Source organism: Streptomyces rapamycinicus NRRL 5491 (assembly GCF_024298965.1).
GTDB classification, from domain to species: domain Bacteria; phylum Actinomycetota; class Actinomycetes; order Streptomycetales; family Streptomycetaceae; genus Streptomyces; species Streptomyces rapamycinicus.
Window position 1 is genome coordinate 2,899,484 of record NZ_CP085193.1, and the last position, 23,359, is coordinate 2,922,842.

18 protein-coding genes are annotated in these 23,359 nt (G+C 73.0%); 7 read left to right on the forward strand and 11 right to left on the reverse strand.

Annotated features, from left to right (window positions below):
- Positions 1 to 21: 21 nt before the first annotated feature.
- From LIV37_RS11510 to LIV37_RS11520, 3 genes are all read right to left on the reverse strand, one after another.
- Entirely contained in the window at positions 22 to 1,167 is a 1,146-nt protein-coding gene (locus LIV37_RS11510; protein WP_020867283.1) for a CaiB/BaiF CoA transferase family protein, read from the reverse strand.
- A gap of 174 nt (positions 1,168 to 1,341) precedes the next feature.
- Positions 1,342 to 2,799: a sialate:H+ symport family MFS transporter gene (locus LIV37_RS11515; protein ID WP_020867284.1), complete on the reverse strand. Its 1,458-nt coding sequence runs from the start codon at positions 2,797 to 2,799 to the stop codon at positions 1,342 to 1,344.
- Positions 2,796 to 3,734 carry a dihydrodipicolinate synthase family protein gene (locus tag LIV37_RS11520; protein ID WP_020867285.1) on the reverse strand — a complete coding sequence of 313 codons (939 nt, stop codon included), beginning with the start codon at positions 3,732 to 3,734 and terminating at the stop codon, positions 2,796 to 2,798. The genes LIV37_RS11515 and LIV37_RS11520 overlap by 4 nt, the downstream gene beginning before the upstream one ends.
- A gap of 164 nt (positions 3,735 to 3,898) precedes the next feature.
- Between LIV37_RS11520 and LIV37_RS11525 the strand changes: the two genes are divergently transcribed.
- The gene (locus LIV37_RS11525; protein ID WP_121825589.1) at positions 3,899 to 4,390 is read left to right on the forward strand and encodes a DUF1203 domain-containing protein; all 492 of its coding nucleotides are present in this window, start codon (positions 3,899 to 3,901) and stop codon (positions 4,388 to 4,390) included.
- A 120-nt stretch (positions 4,391 to 4,510) separates the two neighbouring features.
- On the opposite strand, the gene LIV37_RS11530 is transcribed toward LIV37_RS11525, so the two are convergent.
- The gene (locus tag LIV37_RS11530) at positions 4,511 to 5,233 is read right to left on the reverse strand and encodes an endonuclease V (protein ID WP_020867287.1); all 723 of its coding nucleotides are present in this window, start codon (positions 5,231 to 5,233) and stop codon (positions 4,511 to 4,513) included.
- Positions 5,234 to 5,263: 30 nt separating this feature from the next.
- Between LIV37_RS11530 and LIV37_RS11535 the strand changes: the two genes are divergently transcribed.
- Positions 5,264 to 5,560, forward strand: coding sequence for a YciI family protein (locus LIV37_RS11535; protein WP_020867288.1), 297 nt, complete (start codon positions 5,264 to 5,266; stop codon positions 5,558 to 5,560).
- Positions 5,561 to 5,575: 15 nt separating this feature from the next.
- On the opposite strand, the gene LIV37_RS11540 is transcribed toward LIV37_RS11535, so the two are convergent.
- From LIV37_RS11540 to LIV37_RS11550, 3 genes are all read right to left on the reverse strand, one after another.
- Entirely contained in the window at positions 5,576 to 5,773 is a 198-nt protein-coding gene (locus tag LIV37_RS11540; RefSeq protein ID WP_020867289.1) for a DUF397 domain-containing protein, read from the reverse strand.
- Positions 5,752 to 6,603, reverse strand: a complete 852-nt coding sequence (locus tag LIV37_RS11545; protein WP_020867290.1) for a helix-turn-helix domain-containing protein — start codon at positions 6,601 to 6,603, stop codon at positions 5,752 to 5,754. The genes LIV37_RS11540 and LIV37_RS11545 overlap by 22 nt, the downstream gene beginning before the upstream one ends.
- A gap of 202 nt (positions 6,604 to 6,805) precedes the next feature.
- On the reverse strand, positions 6,806 to 7,720 hold the full coding sequence (locus tag LIV37_RS11550; protein WP_020867291.1) for a LysR family transcriptional regulator: 915 nt from the start codon (positions 7,718 to 7,720) through the stop codon (positions 6,806 to 6,808).
- Positions 7,721 to 8,785: 1,065 nt separating this feature from the next.
- On the opposite strand from LIV37_RS11550, the gene LIV37_RS11555 reads away from it, so the two are divergent.
- A complete protein-coding gene (locus LIV37_RS11555) occupies positions 8,786 to 9,007 on the forward strand; it encodes a hypothetical protein (RefSeq protein ID WP_020867293.1) in 222 nt (73 codons plus the stop codon).
- 166 nt (positions 9,008 to 9,173) lie between these two features.
- On the opposite strand, the gene LIV37_RS11560 is transcribed toward LIV37_RS11555, so the two are convergent.
- Complete coding sequence (locus LIV37_RS11560; RefSeq protein ID WP_020867294.1) at positions 9,174 to 10,625, reverse strand: hypothetical protein; 1,452 nt, start codon at positions 10,623 to 10,625, stop codon at positions 9,174 to 9,176.
- Positions 10,626 to 10,853: 228 nt separating this feature from the next.
- Between LIV37_RS11560 and ssgD the strand changes: the two genes are divergently transcribed.
- A complete protein-coding gene (gene ssgD / locus LIV37_RS11565) occupies positions 10,854 to 11,267 on the forward strand; it encodes a spore wall synthesis regulator SsgD (protein ID WP_020867295.1) in 414 nt (137 codons plus the stop codon).
- 127 nt (positions 11,268 to 11,394) lie between these two features.
- Here the strand turns inward: ssgD and LIV37_RS11570 are convergent, their stop codons facing one another.
- Together LIV37_RS11570 and LIV37_RS11575 are read right to left on the reverse strand one after the other, a co-directional pair.
- Positions 11,395 to 12,075, reverse strand: a complete 681-nt coding sequence (locus LIV37_RS11570) for a GOLPH3/VPS74 family protein (protein WP_020867296.1) — start codon at positions 12,073 to 12,075, stop codon at positions 11,395 to 11,397.
- A 724-nt stretch (positions 12,076 to 12,799) separates the two neighbouring features.
- Positions 12,800 to 13,489, reverse strand: coding sequence for a hypothetical protein (locus LIV37_RS11575; RefSeq protein WP_020867298.1), 690 nt, complete (start codon positions 13,487 to 13,489; stop codon positions 12,800 to 12,802).
- A 244-nt stretch (positions 13,490 to 13,733) separates the two neighbouring features.
- On the opposite strand from LIV37_RS11575, the gene LIV37_RS11580 reads away from it, so the two are divergent.
- Complete coding sequence (locus LIV37_RS11580) at positions 13,734 to 15,809, forward strand: helix-turn-helix domain-containing protein (RefSeq protein WP_243146360.1); 2,076 nt, start codon at positions 13,734 to 13,736, stop codon at positions 15,807 to 15,809.
- A gap of 122 nt (positions 15,810 to 15,931) precedes the next feature.
- On the opposite strand, the gene LIV37_RS11585 is transcribed toward LIV37_RS11580, so the two are convergent.
- Entirely contained in the window at positions 15,932 to 19,750 is a 3,819-nt protein-coding gene (locus LIV37_RS11585; RefSeq protein WP_243146359.1) for a hypothetical protein, read from the reverse strand.
- A 595-nt stretch (positions 19,751 to 20,345) separates the two neighbouring features.
- Between LIV37_RS11585 and LIV37_RS11590 the strand changes: the two genes are divergently transcribed.
- Complete coding sequence (locus LIV37_RS11590; protein WP_020867301.1) at positions 20,346 to 21,815, forward strand: aldehyde dehydrogenase family protein; 1,470 nt, start codon at positions 20,346 to 20,348, stop codon at positions 21,813 to 21,815.
- Complete coding sequence (locus LIV37_RS11595) at positions 21,812 to 23,359, forward strand: APC family permease (RefSeq protein WP_020867302.1); 1,548 nt, start codon at positions 21,812 to 21,814, stop codon at positions 23,357 to 23,359. Before LIV37_RS11590 ends, LIV37_RS11595 begins: the two co-directional genes overlap by 4 nt.

Genomic DNA, 23,359 nt, shown 5'->3' on the forward strand with positions numbered 1-23,359 from the left:
CGGGAAGCGGAGACATGGGGCTCATGACGGGTTTCCCTCGATGAGCGAGGTGACTCCCCAGTCGCGGGCCACCTCGTCGGCGTCCGCCCCGGGCCGGGCGGGCGCGCGGCGCACCGCGCCCGGGGTGGCGGAGAAGCGCGGGGCGGGCGCGGGCTGGGTGATCCCGCCGTGGTCGAGGAAGGTGGAGCGGGCGGCGAGCTGCGGATGGGACGGGGCCTCCCGCAGCGACAGGACGGGTGCGACGCAGGCGTCCGAGGCGCCGAAGACGGCGGTCCACTCCTCGCGGGTGCGCTCCTTGAAGCGGTCGGCGATGGCGTCGCGCAGCGCGGTCCAGCTGTCGAAGTCATCGCGGGCCGGGGCCTTGTCGACGATCCCCAGCAGCTCGATGAACTCCGTGTAGAACTTGCGCTCCAGGGGTCCGACGGCCATATAGCCGCCGTCGGCGGTCTCATAGGTGCCGTAGAAGGGGCAGCCGCCGTCGAGGAGATTGGTGCCGCGCTGGTCCCGCCAGCCGCCGGCGGCCATCATGCCGTGGGTGACGGCGGTCAGATGGGCGGTGCCGTCGACGATCGCGGCGTCCACGACCTGGCCGGAGCCGCCCGCGCGGGCGTGGTGCAGGGCGGCGAGGAGGCCGATGACGAGGTAGAGCGAGCCTCCCGCGTAGTCCCCCAGGAGGTTGACGGGGGCGACGGGCGGGCCGTCGGCGGCGCCGATCATGCTGAGGGCGCCGGTGACGGCGATATAGCCGATGTCATGGCCGGCGGTCCGGGCGAGCGGGCCCTCCTGCCCCCAGCCGGTCATCCGGCCGTAGACCAGCTTGGGGTTACGGGCCAGGCAGTCGTCCGGGCCCAGGCCCAGCTTCTCGGCGACCCCCGGGCGGTAGCCCTCGATGAGGATGTCGGCGCGCTCGACGAGGTCGAGCACGACGGCCGTGCCCCCGTCGGCCTTGAGGTCGATCAGCACCGAGCGCTTGTTGCGGTTGGCGAGGTCGTAGTCCGGGTCGATCCGCAGGCCCCCGGCGCCGCCGGGACGGTCGACGCGCACGACATCGGCTCCCAGGTCGGCGAGGACCATGGCCGCGAACGGGCCCGGCCCGATCCCGGCCAGCTCCACCACTCGCACCCCGGCCAGCGGGCCGCTTGCCGCGCCTTCCTCCGCCACCGTCATTCCGTCCCCCAATCGTGTGACACCACCGCTGTAACACCGCCGATGCTAAGAACGCGTCCCGCATTCCACAAGCCCTCTCCTGGGTCTGTGGATAACCAAACCCCTTGACCGGCAAGGGGGTTCGGCCGTGCGGGCGCGCGGCGGGCCGGGTGTGGCGCCGACCGACCTCTCTGATCAGGTCTTCTTCAGGTCGGGCCCCGCGATCGACAGCGGCTGTCCGGGCACGAGATGGTCCTCGTCGCCCTCCGGATCGGTCAGCCGGCCCAGCCGGCGCGGCACATCGGCGCCGACCAGCACGATCACCACCAGCGTCAGCCCGAAGGTGAGCACCGCCAGCGCCCGGCCGAGGGACATGCCCTCGGCCAGATGGGCGCCGAGCACCGGCGCCACCGCGCCGCCGAGCGCCCCGGTGTTGTAGACGAATCCGAGCGAGGCCGCCCGGCTCCCGGTCGGGAAGTGGCCCGCGATGTACTTCGGCAGGATGCCGGAGATCCCCTGGCTCAGCGCGAGCAGGAAGAACAGCAGCACTCCCAGCCCGACCAGCGAGTCCTGCACCGCGAACACCGGGAAGACGAAGGCCAGCGAGGCGAGCAGGGTCACGGCGTAGGCGCGCCGGGTGCCGAGCCAGTCGCCCACGAAGCCCGCCAGCCAGCAGCCGGCCATGGTTCCGAACCCGGCGTAGAACATCACATCGGTGACCTCGGAGGGCGAGTACTCGAGCTGCTCCTTCAGATAGGTGGGCAGCAGCGCCTGGATCGGCCAGCTGTAGAGGAACGCGCAGAAGACCGTGCACATCAGGGAGACGTACAGCGGCCAGCGGCGCCGTCCGCCGAGTTGGGCCGCGAAGGCGAACAGGCACCCCGCCGCCAGGACCGACAGCGGCCAGCGCCAGCCCGCGCCCGCCGGGGTGAAGACCAGGAACAGCGCGACGCTCGCGGCCACGGCCAGCGCCGTGTTGACGCTCGCCCGGGTGCGTCCGGCGAACAGCGGCCGGAAGGGGTTCGGCCGCGCCCGCGCCGCCGCCACCTCCTCGTGCCAGTCCCCGGCCTCCGGGAGCGCGCGCCGCACCCACAGGGCGACCAGCACCGGCAGCACACCGATCCAGAACATCCAGCGCCAGCCCCAGTGGGGCACCACCCACTTGTAGAGCTCGGAGGCGATGATGGTGCCGCCCGAGTAGCCGGAGATGAGGAAGCCGGAGGCGCGGTTGCGCAGCCGCGCGGGCCAGCTCTCCAGGACGTAGGTGGCGCTTGCGCTGTACTCACCGGCCATGCCCATGCCAATCACCAGGCGAGCTGTGAACAGGCTGATGTAGTTCCAGGCGAACCCGCAGGCGAAGGTGCCGAGCGAGTAGAGCAGAATGCTGATGATCATGGCGGTCTTACGGCCGTAGCGGTCGCCCAGCGCGCCCAGCACCGCCCCGCCGAGCCAGCGGGTGATGAAGGCGCCCGAGACCAGGCTCGCCGCCGACGCCGTGCTCAGGTCGAACTCGTCGGCTATCTCGGTCAGGACGAGCGTGATCAGCACAAAGTCGAAACCGTCGAGCAGATAGCCGATCCAGGCGGCGAACAGGGACTTCCACTGACCGGGTGAGACCTCGCGGTACCAGGGCACCTTGGCGGCTTCGGTCACGACAACAGCCCTCCCTCCTCCAGGAGTTGACGTATGGTCTTGACGGCCGCCTCGCCCAGCGGCACCTGGGGCGCGGCCGTGTCCGCGCACTCGATCACGCCCAGCAGCCGCAGCGCGGCCTTGAAGCCGCCCAGGCCCGAGGAACTGCCGCCCATGAGGGTGGGATCCCCGGCGCCGGTGATGGCGAAGAGCGCGGCCAGCCGGTCCTGTTCGGCGGCCGCCTGCTGCCAGCGTCCCGCGCGCGCGTGCTCGTACAGCCGGACGAACCCGGCCGGATCGACGTTGGCCAGCCCCGGGACGACACCATGGGCGCCCGCCAGCAGGGCGCCGTCCACCGACAGTTCGGAGCCGGTGAGCACGGTGAAGGTGCCGGCGAGGCCGCGCCGGCGGACCTCGACCAGCAGCCGCCGCAGCGCCCCGTCGTCCCCGCTGCTGTCCTTGACCCCCGCCAGCGTGGCGTCGGCGGCCAGCGGCAGCAGGACCGAGGGCGTCAGCTTGGAGTGGACGGAGACCGGGATGTCATACGCGAACAGCGGCCTGTCCACACCGGCGCGCAGCCGCCGGAAGTGGTCGGCGATCTCCAGGGGGTGGGTGCGGGTGTAGAAGGGCGCGGTGGCCACGATGGCGTCCGCGCCGAGCTCCGCCGCCGTACGGGCGTGATCGAGCACCCGCGCGGTCGTCATGTCGATCGCGCCCGCGAGCACGGGAACCCGGCCGTCGGCGGCCTCGATGACCGCCGTAAGGGCCGTACGGCGGCTGCGGTCGCCCAGATAGGCGGCCTCTCCGCTGGAGCCGAGCGCGAACAGCGCGCTCACCCCCGCGTCGATCAGCCGCTCGGCGAGCGCGGCGAGGGAACGCGTGTCGACCTCGCCCGTGGGCGTGAGCGGAGTGCACAGGGGAGGAACGACACCGGTAAGGGGAGCCGGAAGACTCATCGACACCCAGCCTTCTGGATAGCAGGACAATATGGACGTGGGACGTCCTATGTTCGGAGCCCGAATCTGACGGAGCGCCATCGCCCTGTCAAGTACATTCCCGCCTCAGCGCCTCGTCCGAATCCCGCCAGCGCGCCGCGAGCCCACCGGCCAGGCTTGACCGCATGGACGGAAACCATGAAATGCGGGCCATCGCGCCCGAGGTGCTGAAGCAGCTGCGGATCACCGATGACGCGGGCAACCCCCCGCGCGTGGTGGTGGAGGACGAGGAGGGCGGCAACCCGATGCGCTGCTGCCTGGGCCGGAGCCGGCCGCACGAGACCATCGCGCTCGTCTCCTACGCCCCGCTGCGCCGCTGGGCGCGGGAGACGGGCGCCACGCCCGGCCCGTACAACGAGGTCGGCCCGGTCTTCATTCACCTCGAGGAGTGCGACGGCTGGACCGGCCCCGGCGTCGCGGACGGCATCCGGGGCCAACGGCGGGTGCTGCGCGCGTACACGGCCGAGGGCAACATCCTCGGTGGGCGGCTGCTGAACGACGGCGAGCCGACGATCGAGGAGGGGCTGGCCGAGCTGTACGGGGACCCGCGGGTGGCGGCGGTGCATGTGCGGGCCGTCGAGTTCGGCTGCTTCCTGGCCGAGACGCGGCGGGTCTGAGGCGTCCGGCACCCCGGGGGCGGGGCGGCGCCGGGGGGTACAGGGGTTCCCCCGGCACCGCGCCCGGAGTACCGCGTGCGCGGCCGCCACGTTCGGAGTGCCGGACTCACCACACCGCGTTCAGAGCGTGGCGGCTTTCAGGGCCCGGCGGCACAGCGCGTCCGCGCGCCGTGTCGTCTCGGGCTGCCGGAAGTCGCGGGCCAGGTGCAGGGTGTACGCGCAGGCGTCCGTGATGGTCACCCGATGGCCGACGGAGACGAAGAGCGGCTTCACCGCGTCGCGGGTGCGCAGCGCCCGGCCGACCTCCTCGTCCCCGTCGAGCAGGGACGACCAGTCGCCACGGCGCGGCCCCGGGTCGGCGTGGCGGAAGCCGAATGGGTTCTTGGCGACGCCGATGGTGGGCAGCCCGGTGAGCACCCCGAGATGGCTGGCCAGCCCGAACCGCCGGGGGTGGGCGAGGCCGTAGCCGTCGCACACCACCAGATCGGGGTGGCGGCCGAGCCGCCGGCCGAGGTCGCCGAGCGCGTCGAGGACGGCCGGGATCTCACGGAACGCCAGCAGCCCGGGGACGTACGGGAAGGTGACCCGGCCCACCGCGGTCGCCTCCGCGACGACATCGAGGCCACGGGCGTCCAGGGCGACGGCGGCGGCCGCGACCAGGTCGCGTTCGTCGTCGTACGCCACGTCCACCCCGACGACCACACCGGTGCCGGTGCCCGGCTCGGGCACCTCCCCGCCGACGACCACGGACGCCCGCGTCCGCTCCTGGACGGCGATGGCCTCGGCCTCGGTCGTGGGCCAGTCGCGGGGCAGCTCATATCGTGGATCGACGGCGCTGGTCATCGTGCCGTTCACGTTACTAGCCTGCCCGTCATGTTCGTACTGGAGATCACGTACACCGCCTCGGCGGACCGCGTCGAGGCCGCCCTCCCGGAGCACCTCGTATGGGTGGACGACCACTTCGCGAACGGCGTCTTCCTCGCCTCCGGACCCAAGAACCCGCGTGACGGCGGAGTCATCCTGGCGCTCGGCGACGACCGGGCGAGGATCGAGGAGATGCTGGCGAGCGACCCCTTCGTGGTCGCGGGCGTCGGCGACTACACCATCACCGAGTTCCTGGCCACGCGTACGGCTCCCGCGCTCGCCGATTACCGCCAGCAGCGACCGTAAGGAGCCCGTTTCGGCTCATGCCTTGAGGGAGGCTATGAACGCGGCCCACGATCCGGCGGGGAACAGGATCGCGGGGCCGTCGGGGTTCTTGGAGTCGCGGACGGGGACGAGGCCCGGGAGGTTGTCGGCGACCTCGACGCAGTCGCCGCCGTCGCCGTTGCTGTAGCTGCTCTTGCGCCAGACCGCCGCACTTACGTCCCTGGTCGTGGGCATGGGGTGTAATCCTCCATCGCGGTTTGGATCATTGCCTCGGATTCGCGAGGCGATAGGGCCATTGCCCTGAGCAGATCGTAGTTCTCCCGGCGCATGGCGACTCCCACTTGGTCCTCGGTGAGGACACCTGACCGACTGCCTTCTTCGTAGGCCACCTGGGGCTCGCCGGGCACGGTGTAGATCTTCAGCACACCACCCAGCATTTCCGGGTGCTCTCCTACCGCGAAGGGGAGCACCTGAATGGTCACGTGCGACTGTGTCCCCTGCTTGAGCAGGAAGGCCAACTGATCGCACGTGACGTCCGGTCCGCCCACGGGGCGGTGCAGCACGGCCTCGTCCAGAATGAACCAGCAGCGTGGCGGCTTGGGCTCGACCAGCCGCGCTTGCCGGTCGATGCGCGCCTTCACCATGGCCTCGATCTCCGCGTTCGGCGCGTGCGGATGGACACTGCGCATCAACGCCTCCGCGTAGCGCGGTGTCTGGAGCAGCCCGGGAGCGCCCACACTCACGTACTGCTCGATAACGGCGGCGCGCTTCTCGATCTCGATCATCCGCCGGTACTTCCCCGGAAACGGCTCATTCTTGGCCAACGCATAGATCCGTGCGAACATCCCATCCGTGCCGAAGCACGCGTCCAGCTTCGCCGGTAGGTCGTCGTACGGCAGCGACTCCGCCGCCTCGATCCGGGCGAGGTGGGACTTGCTGTAGTTCAGCACCTCGGACAGCCGCCGCAGCGACATGTCCGCCTTCTCGCGGTGGCGGCGGACCTCCGCGCCGAAAAGGTCGCGCGCGGAGCGGTCGGGGAAGAGTTCGCGTGGCTGGAACGTCATTGGTCCATCCCTCCTGGTCCCGCTGTCCGGCTAGGACCGCTGGCTTGTTTTGAGCTTACGCTCCGGAGGGCAACGCATTTGACACGTTCCGTAACTGAACCCCGGTGACACTGCCCCGGTGTGATCAGCACCGCCAGCGGGCGCCGACCGCCGTCGGGTTCGCCATGAGTTGTCGCTTTTCAATGTGTGCGCTCGGCAGGCGCTATCTGTTGCGGTGGCTGCCTTGCTCGGTGACCGGCAGGGTGACGGTGCCGCCACGGGCGAAGCGCGCCGCTCGCCGGAGGGCGGCGATGGTCGGACGCTCGTCGTCGGCTCGTGTGATGACGGCGATCTCCGGGGCCGCTCCCTCCAAGGGAACGAACCGCACATCGGGGCGCGGATAGAAGTCGCGTGCCACTTCCGCGTGCAGCGCGATGTATCCGCTGGTGGCGACGGCGGTCGGGATGGCGGCCGGCTGACGGACGACCGGTGCGTTCGGCCCCGGCTCGGCGGCGGGCCCGAGCCATTCGCGCAAGGCCGGGCTCAGGCGCGGCGTCGCCAGCCATGGCCCGTCGGCGACATCGTCCATACTCAGCGACGTGGCATCGGCAAGCTGCGACCGGGCGGGCACCACCGCGACACGGGGTGACGACAGGACGACGTCGGACCGCAACCCCTCCACCGGACCGGCGTGCCACATGATCCCCGCGTCCACGGTGTGGTCGAGCACGGCGCGGTATTGCGTGGACCAGTCCAGGTCGACGTACTCGACGCACAATCCGGGCACCTGAGCGCTCAGCGCCGCACGCAGGTCATCCCACCGCTGCCCCGCTCCGAATCCGAGCACCCCGAGGCGCAGCGTCCGCTCGTCCCGTCCCGCGCCCTCGGACCTGGCGCGCTCGGCGAGCTGGTCCACCACCTCGAGCAGCACCCGGGCCTCGGCCACGAGCCGCACACCCGCCGGGGTCGGGGTCACCCGCCGACTGGTCCGCTCGAACAGCGAAGCGCCTACCTCGTGCTCGAGACGCCGGATGTACTGCCCGAAGGGCTGCTGCGAGATGTGATGCCGTTCGGCCGCCCGCCCGAAATGCAGCTCCTCGGCCAAAGTCACCACGTAACGCAGAAGGCGGATCTCCATCGGGCCTCCCTCGGACCTCCGTTTAGTGCCACCTCCACTCGGCACCACGCTCGGATCTGCGCCACGAGGAAATGCCGGTTCAGAAGGCGTTCGTCTGATGGTCGCAGGCTCGTACCCGTGTCCGACCACCGTCTTGTCCCCACGCTGTAACAACGAGGCGGGTCAACTCCCGCGGGATCGGCATCCCGCTCGCGCCATGACTCCGGCTGCGCTGCCCCGTACCTTGTTGAACAAGCCAGGCATAGCCCGACACGCCCTCGATCCAGAACTATTTCAGCTGTAGATCACGACTGGCGTTCGTGATGTCCTGATGCGGTCGCCCACGGAGATGGCCACCATCCACCTCGCCAAGCCACCCCTGAGGGTCCTCGGGCCCGGCCGGGCATCCGGCCAAGTGTGGGCAGGGCAGGTGGTTTCGGTTACGACGCAACAATACCGAGGCGAATGCCCGCCGATGGGCTGCTCGAAGGACAACCGCAATCGGCAGACAACAATCGTCGCTGTCTGCTGCTGATTTCTGGAGGAAACATGCTGGTTCGCAAGGCTATCGTCACGCTCGGATGCGTGGCAGCGATCGGAATGGCGGGTGCGGGGGCGGCTTCGGCGAATGCCTCGCGGTATATCGCGTCGTATCCCACACATGACCAGTGCGAAAGGGCAGCGCATATGATCACCCCTGGCTACGGCGACAACTGGAGCTGCCGGTCAAACAACGGCGGTCCGTATAAGCTGTACGTTTGGTGACGTTTGCCGGCAGACCAGCGAGTGACCTGCAAATGCAGATGAACCAAGGCGCGTGAAGTGCCGTCGCCCGCTTTCAATGCGCCCGCCCGATAAGGCGGGTGCGCGGGGGCAGGGGGAGGTTCGCGCGGCGGGCGAAATCGGAGCAACCGACCCGGTTCTCGACGTGTTGCCCGCCATTTTCGAGTTCTAAGAGGCTGTCCTATGCCGGCCGCGATCCTTGGAATCGGTCTCGAACAAATAAGCGCCTTGATCCGGTGAGAGAGCCGATGCGCGGAATCGCCGTGGCATCGGCATGGGGTGTAACACGGATAAGGAGTACACATGAAGTTTCGTAAGCTCGCTGTGACGCTGACCGCCGGCGCCGCTTTCGCTATGGCCGGGGCAAGTGCCGCGCAGGCGACGCCCTGGCAGTTCGTCGGCTCGTTCCCGACCAAGGCCGCCTGTGAGAAGAAAGCCCAGAAGATGCACAAGGCGGGGAAGATCGACGACCACTACTGCTCCCCGAGCAGGAGGGGCTACGACCTGGGGGTCCACTTCCGCTGACGGGGCACGACCTTGGCGCTGCAGCGATATGGATGTTTCGTTGCAGCACGAGGTCAAGAAGATGTCGAGGCGCTCCACCGGGCGAAGCCGGTGGAGCGCACAGGGCGGTTGCAAGTCCCGCAGCGAGTCCCGCTCGATCAAAACCTGCGGGATCGCCGACGAGGCCTTAGCGGGAGACGCAGAGCCGGACCACCAGCGAGACGCAGCCCCGGGAGTCGCCGGAGTCGGAGCCGGAGTCGGTCGGCTTGGCCGTGGGCCGCTGCGTCGGCTCGTCCGTGGGCTGCCGCGTCGGCTGCCCGCTCGGGGTGCCCTCCGGATCCGACGTGGCGCCGTCCGTCGGCCTCTGGGTCGGTTCGTCCGTGGGCCGGTGCGACGGCCCATTCGACGCGGAGGACGACGAGGGCGAAGACGGCCGCGACGAGGGTGATTCGGAGGAACCGGACGTCGGCGCCTTGCGGGAGGGGGATACCGCGCTGGACGGCGCATCCGTCGGGGAGTGCCCGGTGGGCACGCTCGCGGTGGACGGCCGGTTCCGGGACGCCTCCCCCGGAACGCCCGCCCGCGAGCCCTCCGAGTGCCGCGAGGCGCCCGACGTGGCCGCAGAAGGGGAAGAAGAATCGGCGGAGTCGGATGTATCCGATATGGACGGCTTCGAGGCCGCCGCCGGCTGCTGTGCCGCCGCCGAACCGCCGTCCGTCAGCGCCAGCCCCGTCATGACCGCCGCCCCCGCGACCAGCAGCACGCCGCCCGCGGCCGCCGCTACCGCCACCGGCCCCGCCTGGCGCACCTGCCCGCGGACGAGGTGGTGCATGGAACGGCGGGAGGAGACCAGCGGCCCGTTCGAGGGCGCCGCGTGCGCACCGCCGCCCGTCGCCAGGGCACCCACTCCGGCGGCCCCCACGGCGCCCACCGCACCGGCGGCGGCCAGCGGCGCCAGGAAGCGCGCCATGTCCCGGTCGTACAGCGCGAGCAGCGCCGGGCCGGTCAGCGCGGGGAGCCGGTCGTCGGCCGCGACCAGCTGCTCCATCCGGCCCCGGCAGTCCCGGCAGCCGTCGATGTGGACGGCGATCTGCTCCGCCTGATGCGGGGAGTCCGCGCCCCGCACATGGCCGGGCAGCCCCTCCCAGTACCCACCGCACGCGGCGCTCGCCGGATAGCCGGGCTGCGCGCGCAGGAACTCCTGGCGCACGCTCTCCCGGACGCGCTCCACCAGGGCCGCCGCACCGTCCGGGCTCACCCCGGTCCGCCGCGCCACCTCCTCCGGAGGGAGCCCGTCCACCTCGGCGAGCCACAGCGCCTTGACCCAGCGCTGCGGCAGCTCGTCGAGGACCTGGACGAGCGGTTCGAGGTACGACGCCTGCTGCGACGGCCCCCCGTTCCCCACCCCGGCCGACAGCGCCCTTACGGCGCTCGTCAGCTCGGCCGGGACGGCGTCGGCACCGACGGGATGCCCGGCGCGGATCCGACGCCACACGCTGTAGTGCGCCTCGGCGACCAGGTCCCCCGCAACCCAGGGGTTGCCGGTGAGAGTTCGGGCATATCCGCACAGACGCGAATATTCGGCTTCGTAGATTCGACTGTAGGCGGCCGTGTCGAGCGCCGCGTGACCTTCGGTCATGGTGGAACAACCCCTGGGGTGGGTGCCTCGTCATTGCCGACGTTTCTGTAACAGCTCCGCACGGCGCCCGAGACCTTGCATGGATTGGCAAGCCTAAATGCCCTATGTCCCCTCGAAAAATCAGTCGTGACGCACGTCACGTCGAAAGTGGGTGCACTGGCCTGATCGCCCAAACGTCTTAACGGTCGTAAGGGCGACGTGCCCCGCACCAATCGCAAGGGAGCCGACGTGACCACCGACATCGACCAAGCCGTCCAGGCACAGCTCATCGCGTCGACGCCCGAGGCACGCGCGATTCCGGCGTGCTTGCGCTACGAGCGGGACGACCCATTCGCCGTCCGTGTCTCCTTCCCGCCCTCCGCGTCCCTCGACGGCTCCGCGGTGGAGTGGACGTTCGGGCGCGAGTTGCTCGCGGCCGGGCTGCGCGGCCCCGCGGGCAGCGGGGATGTGCAGATGTGGCCGAGCGGACCACAGTGGACGGTCCTGGAGTTCCATGCCCCCGAGGGCATGGCCATGGTCCAGTTCGACACCGCCGACCTCCGCAGATTCCTCGGCCGGTCGTACGCGGTCGTCCCCGAGGGCAGCGAGGCCGGGGAGCTCGACCTGGACGAGGGGCTGGCGTCGCTGCTGAGAGACGCCTGAAGTCCGTACGGAAGCCCGGGCCGGTACGTACGGAGGCTCGGGCCCCTACGGGCGCCTGGGTCCGGCCCGTACGGGCGCCTGGGTCCGGCCCCGGGCGCTTGAGCGCGTCCCTACCACCGGTGAGGGGTCAGGTGGCGGTCACGGCCGTGGTCGACGCCAGCATGGCCGTGACGACGGCGGCGGCGAGCGCCGTCCGCACCTGGGCGATCACCTTCTCCAGCACCGGGCCCATGCCCCCGCAGCGTTCCCCAAGCTCCAGGATCCGGCGCTTGCGGACCTTGGCGTCCGTGGCCGTCACCACGGACCGCAGCTCACCCGCCGCCGCCAGGGTGACCAACGCCGCGTCCCGTTCGGACACTTCGGCCGCCGGCTGCTCACCGTGCAGCACGCGCACCGCGTCATCCCGCATCCCGGCCACCTGATCGGGCCGTTCCAGCATGTACTCCTTGGCCGGGAACAGCCCCAGCATCCGTTTCCCCTTCGCCCGCACATATCCGGCCGCCACCATCTGGTCGCGGACCGCGTGCTCGGTCAGCCGCGGCTGATGCCCCACCCAGATCTGCCAGCTGCGCGGCCGGGATTCGCCGATCAGCTCCAGCAGCCCGTCGAGTGTTTGGTCACCGGTGGCGGCGTCGGCCACGGGGCAGGGGCTGCCGTCGGCGTCGGTGAGCATGCCGCGCTGAACGAGTTCGGTGAGGGCGGCTGCGCGGACGAGGAGGGCGGTGTGAGCACCGGCGGGGCGGCCGGTCTCGGGGTCGTAGGAGAGCAGGTAGAGCGAGGCGGCGAGGGAGAGCGATCCGTTCGGCACGGGAAACCTCCGACGGTCGGGCGTCCGGTGGGGCGGCGTGCTTCGACCATATCGGCCACGTGCCCTCATGATCGACCCTCCGCCACGGGGTCTCCGCGGCTCCTGGGAACACGTCACCTGGCTGAGGCCCGGTTGCCCGGAACGCGTCACCTCCCCGGGTCTTGGCCTCCCCCGAGGACATGGCCCCTCCCCGGACACGGTGGCCCCAGGACGGCGGGCCCGGGACACGCGGAGGTGGCGGCGACGCGTACCCCCGTGTGTACGCGTAGCCGCCACCGGTCCCCGCCCCCGTCGGCCTCCGTCGGCCCCCCTCGGCCCGCATCCCCGTCGGCCCCCTCGGCCCGCATCCCCCGTCGGCCCCCTCGGGCCGCGTCCCCCTCCGCCCCCTCGGGCCGGATCCCCCCTCCCCCTCGGCCCCGAGCGGTATCACCCCCGTTGACCCGCTCGGGCCCGCGTCCCCGTCAGGGCACGTCCCCCGTCCCCCGACAGGCCCCCTCTCGGGCCACGTCCCCCGTCAGCCCTCTCGGGCCGCGTCCCCCGTCAGCCCCTCGGCCGCCCCGTCGGCCCCGGGCCACGTCACCCCCGTCGGCACCGTTTGGGCCACGGCCCGGTCCTCGTCGGCCTCCTCAGGCCGTGCCGCCCCAGTCAGCCCCCGTCAGCCCCCCTCGGGCCGCCATCCCCCCGTCCCCCGTCAGGCCCCTGTCAGACCCCCGGCAGGCCCCGCTCACGGGTGGTACAGCTTGACCACGGCGGTCGTGGCGGTGCGCTTGAAGTCGGCCAGCGGTGCCAGGTCGTAGTCGCCCATCTCGCCCCACGTCACGACGGTGACGGTCCGGCCGTCGCGGCCCACGCCGAAGAGGTGGATACCGGGCTCCGAGTCCGGGTACGAGGTGTGGACGCCGTAGACATGGGCGCCGTCCTCGGCCGTCAGGGCGCCGTAGTCCCGCCATGAGGCGGTGCCCTCCGGGAACCGGGCCTCCCAGTCGGCGGCGCAGTTCCGGATCTTCTTCTCGGCCGCGGCGGCGAGCTTGCGGGCCGCCTCCACCGTGCCGGTCCTGACCACGATCTGGGTGGCGCCGGTGTCGTACTCGGTCCAGAAGGTGCGGTGGGTCGCCCCGGCCGACGGGAAGGTCTTCTCCACGCAGAACGGAGGCGTCTCGGGCAGGCCCTTGGTGACGTCACTCGCGTACCAGTCGGAGCTCGGATGCGGCGGGAGCTCCCTCGGCACGAGGTGGGCGGGGGTGCGTTGGGGCACGACCGCCCGCGCCTCCGCCCGAGTCTGGGTCTGGGTTTGGGCCTGGGCCTGGGCCGACGGTGCATGGGCCTGGGCCGGCCCGGTCCCGGCCACGACCCCGACGGCCGCTGCCACGACGCCGAGCGCGGCGCCGCGGAATGAGTGCGTGGGCTTGCGCATGAGGTGTTTCCCCGTCTCTTCCCGATCTCAGGGTTCAGCATGTCGCCGCCGCACCGGCAGGTCGCGGCGGCAGGACAAGCGTGTGCGCCACCTGGCCGTGGCGGCTACGACCGGCGGGGCATTCGGGACGCTGGAACGCCTGCACGTACGCTGACTTGGGGGTATGACAACACCCTGGAACGCGCTCGTGGGACGCCCACGGGACGACGCGCGGCGCCGGGGACGATATTGGGGGGTGGTGGGCGTGGGGAACGCCAAAGAGGTCGAGGACTTCGCCGAGAGACTGCGAGCGCTGAAGGAGCGCTCGGGCCGCAGTTACGGCTCGCTGGCCACACGACTGCACGTCAGCACGTCCACGCTGCACCGCTACTGCAACGGCGACGCGGTCCCGACGGACTACGCCCCCGTCGAGCGCTTCGCCCGGCTGTGCGGCGCCACCCCCGAGGAACTGGTCGCGCTCCACCGCCGCTGGATCCTCGCGGACGCCGCGAAGCGCCGCGCGCGAGAGAGTGCGATGTCGGCTCCGCGCGGGGGCGAGGACGCGGCCGACGGCCCGGCCACGGATGGCACCGCGCGGCGGATGGACGCCCGGTCCGGTGGCGGTGAGCCTCGGCAGTCGGCCGACGTACGAGGCGCCGACGCCGCCTCGAACGCGTCCGGGACCACCGCGGCGCCCGCCGCGCCTCCGGCCGCCGATCGTCGTCAGGGGCGCGTCACGACGCCTGGCCCGGGCCCGGTGACCGACCCTCAGCGGGATGCGGCCACGTCCACCAGGCCGGAGGCCGGTGCGGGCTCGCGCGACGCTCAGCCGGGCGCCGCAGCCGATGAGCGACACGACACCGCCGCCCCGGCCGACGCGTCGAGGGCCGCTCCGATGCCCGACGCCCACCCGGCCGCGCGCCGCGCATCCGCCGCGGCCGACCCCGCGTCGGGCCGCCCCGGAGACGACGACGGCCCGGACCGGTCGGCACAGACCCATCGCACCGCGCACCGCGGCGCGGCCGCACACCCGGACGGCGACCCACACCAGCGCGCCGACGCCAACGACCGGGCGGACCGCACCTTGGCCGACGGCACCCACACCCAACTGTCCGGCGCGGCCACGGCCGAGGCCGAACCCCCGGCCCCCGGGCAGGCCCAACCACCCCGCCCTTGGTCCCCGGCCACCGGGCGGGCCGACGCCACCGACCGGGCCGACCGCAGCCGACCCCAAGCACCCGCCGCACCCACGGCCACCGGCAAGGCCCAGGCCGAACGCACGGCCACCGGCAAGACCGGACCCGCCGCCACCGGCAAGGCCCAGCCCCCGCCCGCCAAGCGAGCCCGTTTGCGGGCCGTGGCGGCGAACGCGACGGACACCGCCACCGCCTTACGCGCACGGCGGCCATGGGCGCTGCTCGCCGGGGCCGCCGCAGTGGTCGTGCTCGCCGTCACCGCGGTCGAGGTGCGGCCGCCCGGGGATGACGGCCGTAAGGACACCGCGGCCGTGCCTCCCTCCGCCGCGCCCACCTCCACGCCGCCCGCCGGGTCGACCGCCCGGGGCCATCTGGATCGTCAGAAGACGGACGGCGACGAGGAGTCCGGCGCCCCGGGCGGTGACGACAACAAGGGCGAACGCGGCAAGGAGCGGGGGGCCAAGGGGGACGCCTCCGGCTCGCCGACGCCCGGCGCGACCAAGGGGACGGACCACGGCGGGTCCACCCAGGTCCCGCTCACCCTCTCCACCCGTTCCCACGTCTGGGAGAACGGCTGCGGCCACCGCTATCTCATCGACCGGCCCCCGACCCGGGTCGCCCCGCCGCCCACCGAGCAGGACGCCCCGACATGGGCCGCCGCCCATGACGCGGTGCACGGCGGGACCACCAATGTGGAGGTCACGGTGCAGGGCCGGGCCTCGTCGGCCGTCGTCCTCCAGGCCCTGCACGTACGGGTCGTGGGCCGCCGCACCCCGCTCGCGTGGTCGTCGTTCGCCATGGACAACGGCTGCGGGGGCTCCCTCACCCCGCGCGCCTTCTCGGTGAATCTGGACGCCGCCCGTCCGCTGGCCCGTCCCACGGACGGCAATGACGCGGGCGAGCCGATCCCCGCCGTCCACTTCCCCTACCGCGTCTCGGCCTCGGATCCGGAGGTGCTGCTGGTCAACGCCCGGACGGCGGGCTGCGACTGCAGCTGGTACCTGGAGTTGGACTGGTCGAGCGGCGGCCGCTCGGGGACGGTGCGGATCGACGACCGCGGCTCGCCGTTCCGCACCAGCAGTGTCAAGGGGCGCCCCGCCTATGCCTACGACTACGCGGACGGCACCTGGCACAAGAGCGACTGACCCCCGGGGCCTCAGGGCCCCCAGGAGCCCCGGGAGCCCGGGCCCCCAGGTCCCGGTCCCCGGACCCCGGGACCCAGGTCCAGGGACCCCGGGCCCTGCCCCCGGACACACCGCCGCCTTCCTCACTCCACCGTCGTCGTCAGCCGCAGCGCCGCGTCCCGCACATCCGCGTGCGGATGGCCGCGCAGCGTGCGCAGCCGCTCCCGCCAGGGCTCCGCCCATTCCGTACGGGCCCCGGACACCTCCGTAAGGGTCGCGGCGAAGAGTCCGGAGGCGTGCCCGCCGTCCTCGTCGAGGTCCCGCGCGGCGCGCAGGAGGGCCGCGTCGGAGCCCGGCCGCGTGGCCGTGTTCAGCCGTCGGCGCAGGGTGTCGGCGGTACGGGCGGCGAGCGCGGGGCGGGTGGTGTGCAGCCGGGCGAGGCGGGCGAGGGCGGCGGCCAGCGGGCCGGGGCGGGCGTCCAGGTCGAGGGCGTTCACCAGCACATGGGCGGCCTCCTGGACGAACGTCTCGTATCCGGCGAGGAGTTCACCGGCGGCCCGCGCGGTGCGCCGGGTCACCCGGGGCCGCATCCGGGCCCGGGTGGCGAGCCGGTCGGCGAGGTGCCGGATGCGGCGGTGGGCGGGGCGGTCCCGGTCCGGTTCGGCGTCGGGGCCGCCGGGCCGGGCGTCGGCGGTGGCGAGCGCGGCGAGCGCCCAGGCCAGCGGGTTGTCACCGGGCGACCCGTCGGGCGCCGCGGCCATCAGCTCCAGCAGGGCGTCGGCGGCGGGGCGCCAGCTCGCCCGGTTGCCCAGGTCGGTGACGGCGGCCACCAGGACGGCCGCCGCGTCCGGCGCCCACGGCGACCAGCGGGCCAGCGCCCCGTACCCGGCCGCCGCCACCTCGGGGTCGTCGGTGTCGCAGACGGCGCGTATGAGCTGGGCGTAGTGGCCGCGGTGGGCCTCGGGGAGGTCCAGCGGGCGGGTGCGCAGCACGGCGTGGCGCAGCTCGCGCCGTCCGCTCGCGGCGGCGGTCAGCAGTTCCCAGGCGCGTTTGGTGTCGAGCAGCCCGGTGGCGAAGGCGACACAGGCGGCCTGCACATCGGGGTGCTGGCCGGGCAGTTCGAAGGCGTCGGCGAGCAGCGCGGCGGCGTCGGCCACCGGGAGCAGGGTGGCGGCGAGCCGGACGGCCTCCTTACGGCTGGTGACCTTCGCGGGGACGGGCGGTACGGCGGTGGCGACCCCGTCCGGGGCGACCACCCCGCGCACCAGCCGCCCCAGCCGTGGCGGCTCGACGTACCGGGACGCCCGGGTGGCCGCGTACATCGCCACCCGGGCCCGGTCGTCGCCCGCGTGGGCGAACAGGGCGGGCAGGGCGTCGCCGGGGCGGTCGGTGCGGACGAGGGCGGCGAGCGCGGCCTCGGCCACGACCACATCGTCGGTGTCCGTCCAGGTCCGGACGGTGGCCGCGCCGTGGCCCGGGATCGGCGCGGCGTCGGCGACGGCGGTCGCCCGCTGCCCCGGTCGCAGGGAGGTGTCGGCGGCGGCCCGGCCCAGGACGCGGGCGGCGGCGGCCTGCTGACGGGGCAGCCAGCGGCCGGTGTCCCGTCCGGTGGGCGGGGTCCAGTGGGTGCCGGGGGTCAGAAAGCGTCCGTACGGCGGGGTGTCGCCGAGGACGAGGTCGAGCAGATCGGTGCGACGGCGGGTCAGCACGGCCAGGACGGGCGGCAGCACGGCCGCCGAGGGCTCGTGCGCGAGCAGCTCGGCCACGCGGGCGTCCCGCTCGGCCGGTGGTTCCAGCCACAGCCCGATGGCGGTGCGGGCCGTCGCGTCGCTGCCGAACGAGATCGCCTGCCACAGGAGTTCCTGCAGCTCGGGGAGGGTGTGGGCGCGCCGTCCGAGGGAGCGGGCGAGGGCGAAGGTCAGCTCGTGGTCGACCCGTTCGGCGCCCGCCTCCAGCCAGGGCCGCAGCGCCTCGAACACCGCCTGCTCCTGACCGCGCCGCAGCTGGTGGTCGAGGCGGCCCAGGTCGGCTGCGCCGACGCTGCCCGCGAGCCGGGTGAGGGTGCGCAGCGCCCAGCCCAGCAGCTGCCGCCGCCCGGTGACGGCGTGTTCGCGCAGCAGCGCCACGGCCAGGCGGCGCAGCGCCTGGCGGGTGGCGGAGGACGAGTCACGGGCGGCGATCGCGTCGGCGGCGATCCGGTCCAGATGCTCGGCGGCGTCGTCGGTGAACAACGCGGGGTGGGTGTGGGCGAGCGCGCCGAGCGCCGCGGAGCGCACCGGGTCCTGCTCGTTGCGCAACCGCTCCAGCAGGCGCAGCAGTTCGGTGAGGGCGTCCGGGTCGGCGGAGCGGGCGACGCACCGGATCAGCAGCGGATGGGCCAGGGCACGGTCCTCGGCCGAGGAGCGGCGCACGGCGGCCGTCAGTTCCTCGCGCGCCTCCTCGACCGGCAGATGGGCCACCGACTCCAGCACGGCGGTCCAGGGCGCGCCGCGCTCGCGCGCCTGAGCGGCCATCCGGCGGGCCTCGGCCTGACGGCGGGGACGCGGCAGGACTTCGAGCACGGCGGGTTCGATGACGGAGTGGTCGACCACGGCGTGGCCGGAGTCGCGTCCATGGGTTGCCTGGCCGGCGGCGGCCTGGCTATGGGCAGTGGCCCGGCCATCGGTGGGCTGGCCATCGGTGGGCTGGCCATCGGTGGGCTGGCCATCGGTGGCCCGGCCGTCGGTGGGCTGGCCGTCTGTGGGCTGGCCGTCTGTGGCTCGGTCGTCAGTGGCTCGGTCGTAGGCAGCCCGGTCGTCGGTGGGCTGGCCGCAGGTGCCCCCGTCGTCGGTGGCCCGGTCCGTGGCCCGGCCATCGGTGGCCCGGTCGTAGGTGGCCCGGTCGTAAATGGCTCGGTCGGTGGCCCGGTCGTAGAACGCGGAGCGGCGGGCGGGCGGCAGCGCGGCCAGCAGCCGGGCGAGGGCGTCGGGGTCCGCGTCGTTGTCCAGGGCCCGGCCCAGCTCGACGAGCTCGGGCGGGTCGGCGCGGACGAACCGGCGCAGCACGGCCCGGTCCAGCCGCCGCCGGGTACCGCTGTGCTCGGGGGCGAGCAGCAGCCGCAGCGTACGGCTCGGATCGGCGGCCACCAGAGTGGACAGCCGGGCCCGTACGGGGGTCGGCAGCGGGCCCTGGCCGTAGTCCTCCAGCAGTTCGAGCACCCGCTCGGGCTCGACGGGCGCGGCGAGCGCGAGACAGGGCGCGTAGCGGGTCCACCAGTCGGCGCGCAGCGGGGCGGACAGGGCGGCGAGCTGACGCGCCGCCTCGTCCAGGACGGCCACCGGATGCCGGGAGACGAGGGGCCGCCAGCCACGGACGGCGTGGAAGAGTCCGGGCAGCAGCCGCGTCACGGTGTCGGCACCGCATCCGGGGAGCAGCCGGGCGGCCTCGCCGTCGCCCCAGCGCTCCCGGAACGGCTCGATCAGCCGGTCCGCGAGCGCGGTGCGCCGCCCGGCCACGACGGTGCGCGCCAGTTCGCGCCGTACGGTGGCGGGCGCGTCCGCGAAGGCCGCCTCCAGCGCGTCGTCCGGGACCGCGCCGGGGCCGCCGCGGCGTGCGGTGTCGAGGGCGCGGTGCCGCACCACGGGGTCCGGGTCGGCGAGCCGCGCCGCGAGATGGCCGGTGCGCCCTCCGGCGGCCGCGGCCACGGCCGCCAGCCGCCGTTCGTACGTCCCGCGCCGCTCCAACTCCTCGATCAGCGCGCCCAGCCGCCCCTCGGCACTCGCCGCCCGCGCCCGCCCGGCCAGCTCCCGCATCCGGCGCGGAAAGGGCAGCGGATCGAGGGCGGCGAGCAGTTCGTCGGCGAGGGCGCGCCGGGGATCGGGGGCGCCGAGGGCTTCGGAGCCGCCGTCGGCTTCGGGGGCGCCGTGGGCTTGGGGAGCACGGGAAGGCTCGGGGCCGCGATGGGCTTCGGACGCGTTGACCATGCCAGGGATTGTGCCGCTCACACGTCCGATCACACGTCCCGCCCGAAGAAGCTTTCCCGGAACACCCGTCGCCGCGACGCCTCGCGCCCGGCCGCGCTCGCTCGCGCCCCGCCCGCGCGTGCGACATCCGGGCCGCGAGCCGCACGACCCCGACGACCCCCGAGCGGCCGAGCCACACCCCGGCCACAACCCCGACGACCCCCGAGCGGCCGAGCCACACCCCGGCCACAACCCCGACGACCCCCGAGCGGCCGAGCCACACCCCGGCCACAACCCCGACGACCCCCGAGCGGCCGAGCCACACCCCGGCCACAACCCCAGCCAAGCCACTGCCAGCCGAGCCACACTCCGGCGACGACCCCAGCGAAGCCACTGCCAGCCGAGCCACACCCCGGCGACGACCCCAGCCGAGCCACTGCCGGGCCTGCCGATCTCGCCGTAGCCCCGAGGCGCCCGCTCACATCCCCGCCGCCCCCGCGCCCTCCCCACGCCGTGCGAGGGTGACCCGCGCCACTTACGCTCGGTGTGTGGGCCGGACGGGTGCGTCGATGGATCCACTCGGGACCGGCCCTGTCGTCCGAGCCCGGAGGAACCCATGCCGGAGCTGTTCATCGGCGGCCACTGGACGACCGCCCTCGACGGACACAGCCGCGAGATCCGCTGTCCGGCGGACGGTTCGCTGGTCGCCGTGGTCGACGAGGCGGGGCCGAAGGACGCCGCCGCGGCGGTGGCGGCCGCGCGGGACGCCTTCGACCGCGGGTCGTGGCCCGGCACCCCGGCCGGGGACCGGGGCGGGGTGCTGCTGCGGGTGGCCGAGCTGCTGGAGCGCGAGAAGCCGACGCTCGCCCGGGCGGAGTCCCTGGATACCGGGAAGCGGCTGGTCGAGAGCGAGTACGACCTCGACGACATCGCGAACTGCTTCCGCTACTTCGGCACCCTCGCCTCCTCCGGGAGCGGCGGCCGCGTGGTGGAGGTGGGCAGTCCGGAGATCGACAGCAGGGTGGTGCACGAACCGGTCGGGGTGTGTGTGCTGATCACGCCGTGGAACTACCCACTGCTCCAGACGGCCTGGAAGGTGGCGCCCGCGCTGGCCGCCGGGAACACCTTCGTCCTCAAGCCCAGCGAGCTGACCCCGCACACCGCGATCCATCTGATGCGGCTGCTGACCGAGGCCGGGCTGCCGGGCGGGGCGGCCAATCTGATCCTGGGCCCGGGGGCCACCGCGGGCGCGCCGCTGGTCACGGACGAACGCGTGGACCTGGTGTCCTTCACCGGCGGGGTGGTCACCGGACGCTGGATCATGTCGGCCGTCGCGCCCACGGTGAAGAAGCTGGCCCTGGAGCTGGGCGGCAAGAACCCCAACATCGTCTTCACCGACTGCGATTTCGACACCGCCGTGGACTACGCGCTCACGGCGGTGTTCCTGCACTCCGGGCAGGTGTGCTCGGCCGGTGCCCGGCTGCTGGTCCAGGAGCAGCTGCATGACGCGTTCGTCGACGAGATCGTCCATCGGGCCCGGAACATCCGGCTGGGCGGGCCGTTCGAGGAGAACGCCCGCGCCGGGCCGCTGATCTCCGCCGGGCACCGCCAGAAGATCACGGACTATGTGGCGGCGGGGATCGACGAGGGCGCGGTGCTGCGCTGCGGCGGGACCCCGCCCGACGACCCGGACCTGGCGAAGGGCTTCTACTACCTGCCGACCGTGCTGGACGACTGCACCCCGGACATGTCGGTGGTGCAGGACGAGTCGTTCGGGCCGGTGCTCACCGTGGAGCGGTTCCGGGACGAGGACGAGGCGGTGGCGCTCGCCAACGACACGGTGTACGGCCTGGCGGGCGGGGTGTGGACGCAGGACACCGAGAAGGCGCACCGGGTGGCGGCCCGGCTGCGGGCCGGGACCGTGTGGATCAACGACTTCCATCCGTATGTCCCGCAGGCCGAGTGGGGCGGGATGAAGCAGTCGGGTGTCGGCCGGGAGCTGGGGCCGTCGGGGCTGCACGAGTACCAGGAGCTCAAGCACATCTGGCGGAACACCGCACCCCGTCCCCAGCGGTGGTTCGAATGACGGCGACCGAGCCGGCCGGACCACCGCCGGAGCCACGGCCGGACGGTTCGCACGACGACGACTCGCTCGCCGAGCTCGGCTACCGTCCGGAACTCAAGCGCACCCTGGGCAACTTCCACACCTTCGCCGCCGGGATCAGCTACATCTCCATCCTGACCGGCACCTTCCAGCTCTTCTACTTCGGTGTGGCGCACGGCGGCCCGGCGTACTGGTGGTCCTGGCCGATGGTGTTCACCGGGCAGCTGATGGTGGCGCTGTGCTTCGCCGAGCTGGCGGGCCGCTATCCGGTGGCCGGTTCGGTCTACAACTGGTCCAAGCTGCTGGGCGGTCCGCATGTGGGCTGGCTGGGCGGCTGGATGATGATGACGGCGACGATGGTGTCGCTGGCGGCCGTGGCGCTCGCCTACCAGGTGACGCTGCCGCAGATCTCGGCGTGGTTCCAGCTGATCGGCGACGGCTCCACCGGGACCGAGCGCGCGGCCAACGCGGTGCTGCTCGGCAGTGTGCTGGTCCTGTTCACCACGCTGGTCAACGGCTTCGGGGTGAAGCTGATGGCCCGTATCAACTCGGCGGGCGTGGCCATCGAGCTGGTCGCCACCGTCGTACTGATCCTGCTGCTGGCCGCGCACATCACCCGCGGCCCGTCGGTGGCGCTGGACACCTTCGGCCGTGGCCAGGGGGAGTCGCTGGGCTATCTCGGCGCGTTCCTCACCGCCTCGCTCGCCTCGGCGTATGTGATGTACGGCTTCGACACGGCGTCCTCGCTGGGCGAGGAGTCCCTGAACCCGGGCCGCAACGCGCCGCGCGCCATCCTGCGGGCGCTGGTGGCGTCGTTCGCCCTCGGCGGGTTCATCCTGCTCTTCGCGCTGATGGCGGTGCCCAACCTCCATGACAGCCGGCTGGCGGCGGACGGTCTGCAGTTCGTGGTGCTCTCCTCGCTCGGGCACGGTGTGGGCCTGATGGTGCTGTGGTGCGTGGTCATCGCGATCACCGTGTGCGCGCTGGCCGTGCACACCGCGGGCATCCGGCTGATGTTCGCCATGGCCAGGGACAACAACCTGCCCGGCGGCTCCCGGCTGGCCCGGGTCCATCCGCGGTTCCGGACACCGCTGCTGCCGGCGATCCTGATCGGGGTGGTGGCGGTCGCGATCCTGGTCCTCAACATCAACCAGCCGCAGATCTTCTCCGTGGTCACCAGCATCGCGATCATCATGATCTACTTCGCGTATCTGATGGTCACCCTGCCCATGCTGGTACGGCGGCTGAGGGGCCATTGGAGCCCGGCCGAGGGCCGCTTCTCGCTGGGGCGGCTGGGGCTGCCGGTCAACGCGCTGGCCGTGCTGTGGGGCACCGCGATGACCGTCAACCTCGCCTGGCCCCGCGCCCAGGTCTACAACGCCACCGGCCCGCAGCACTGGTATCTGCGCTGGGGCGCGGTCCTGTTCGTCGGCGCCGTCGCGCTGGGCGGCTTCACCTACTACTGGTTCGTCCAGCGGGCCCGTACGGGTGTGCTCGCCGAACACGCGGCCGCCACCACCCCGTGA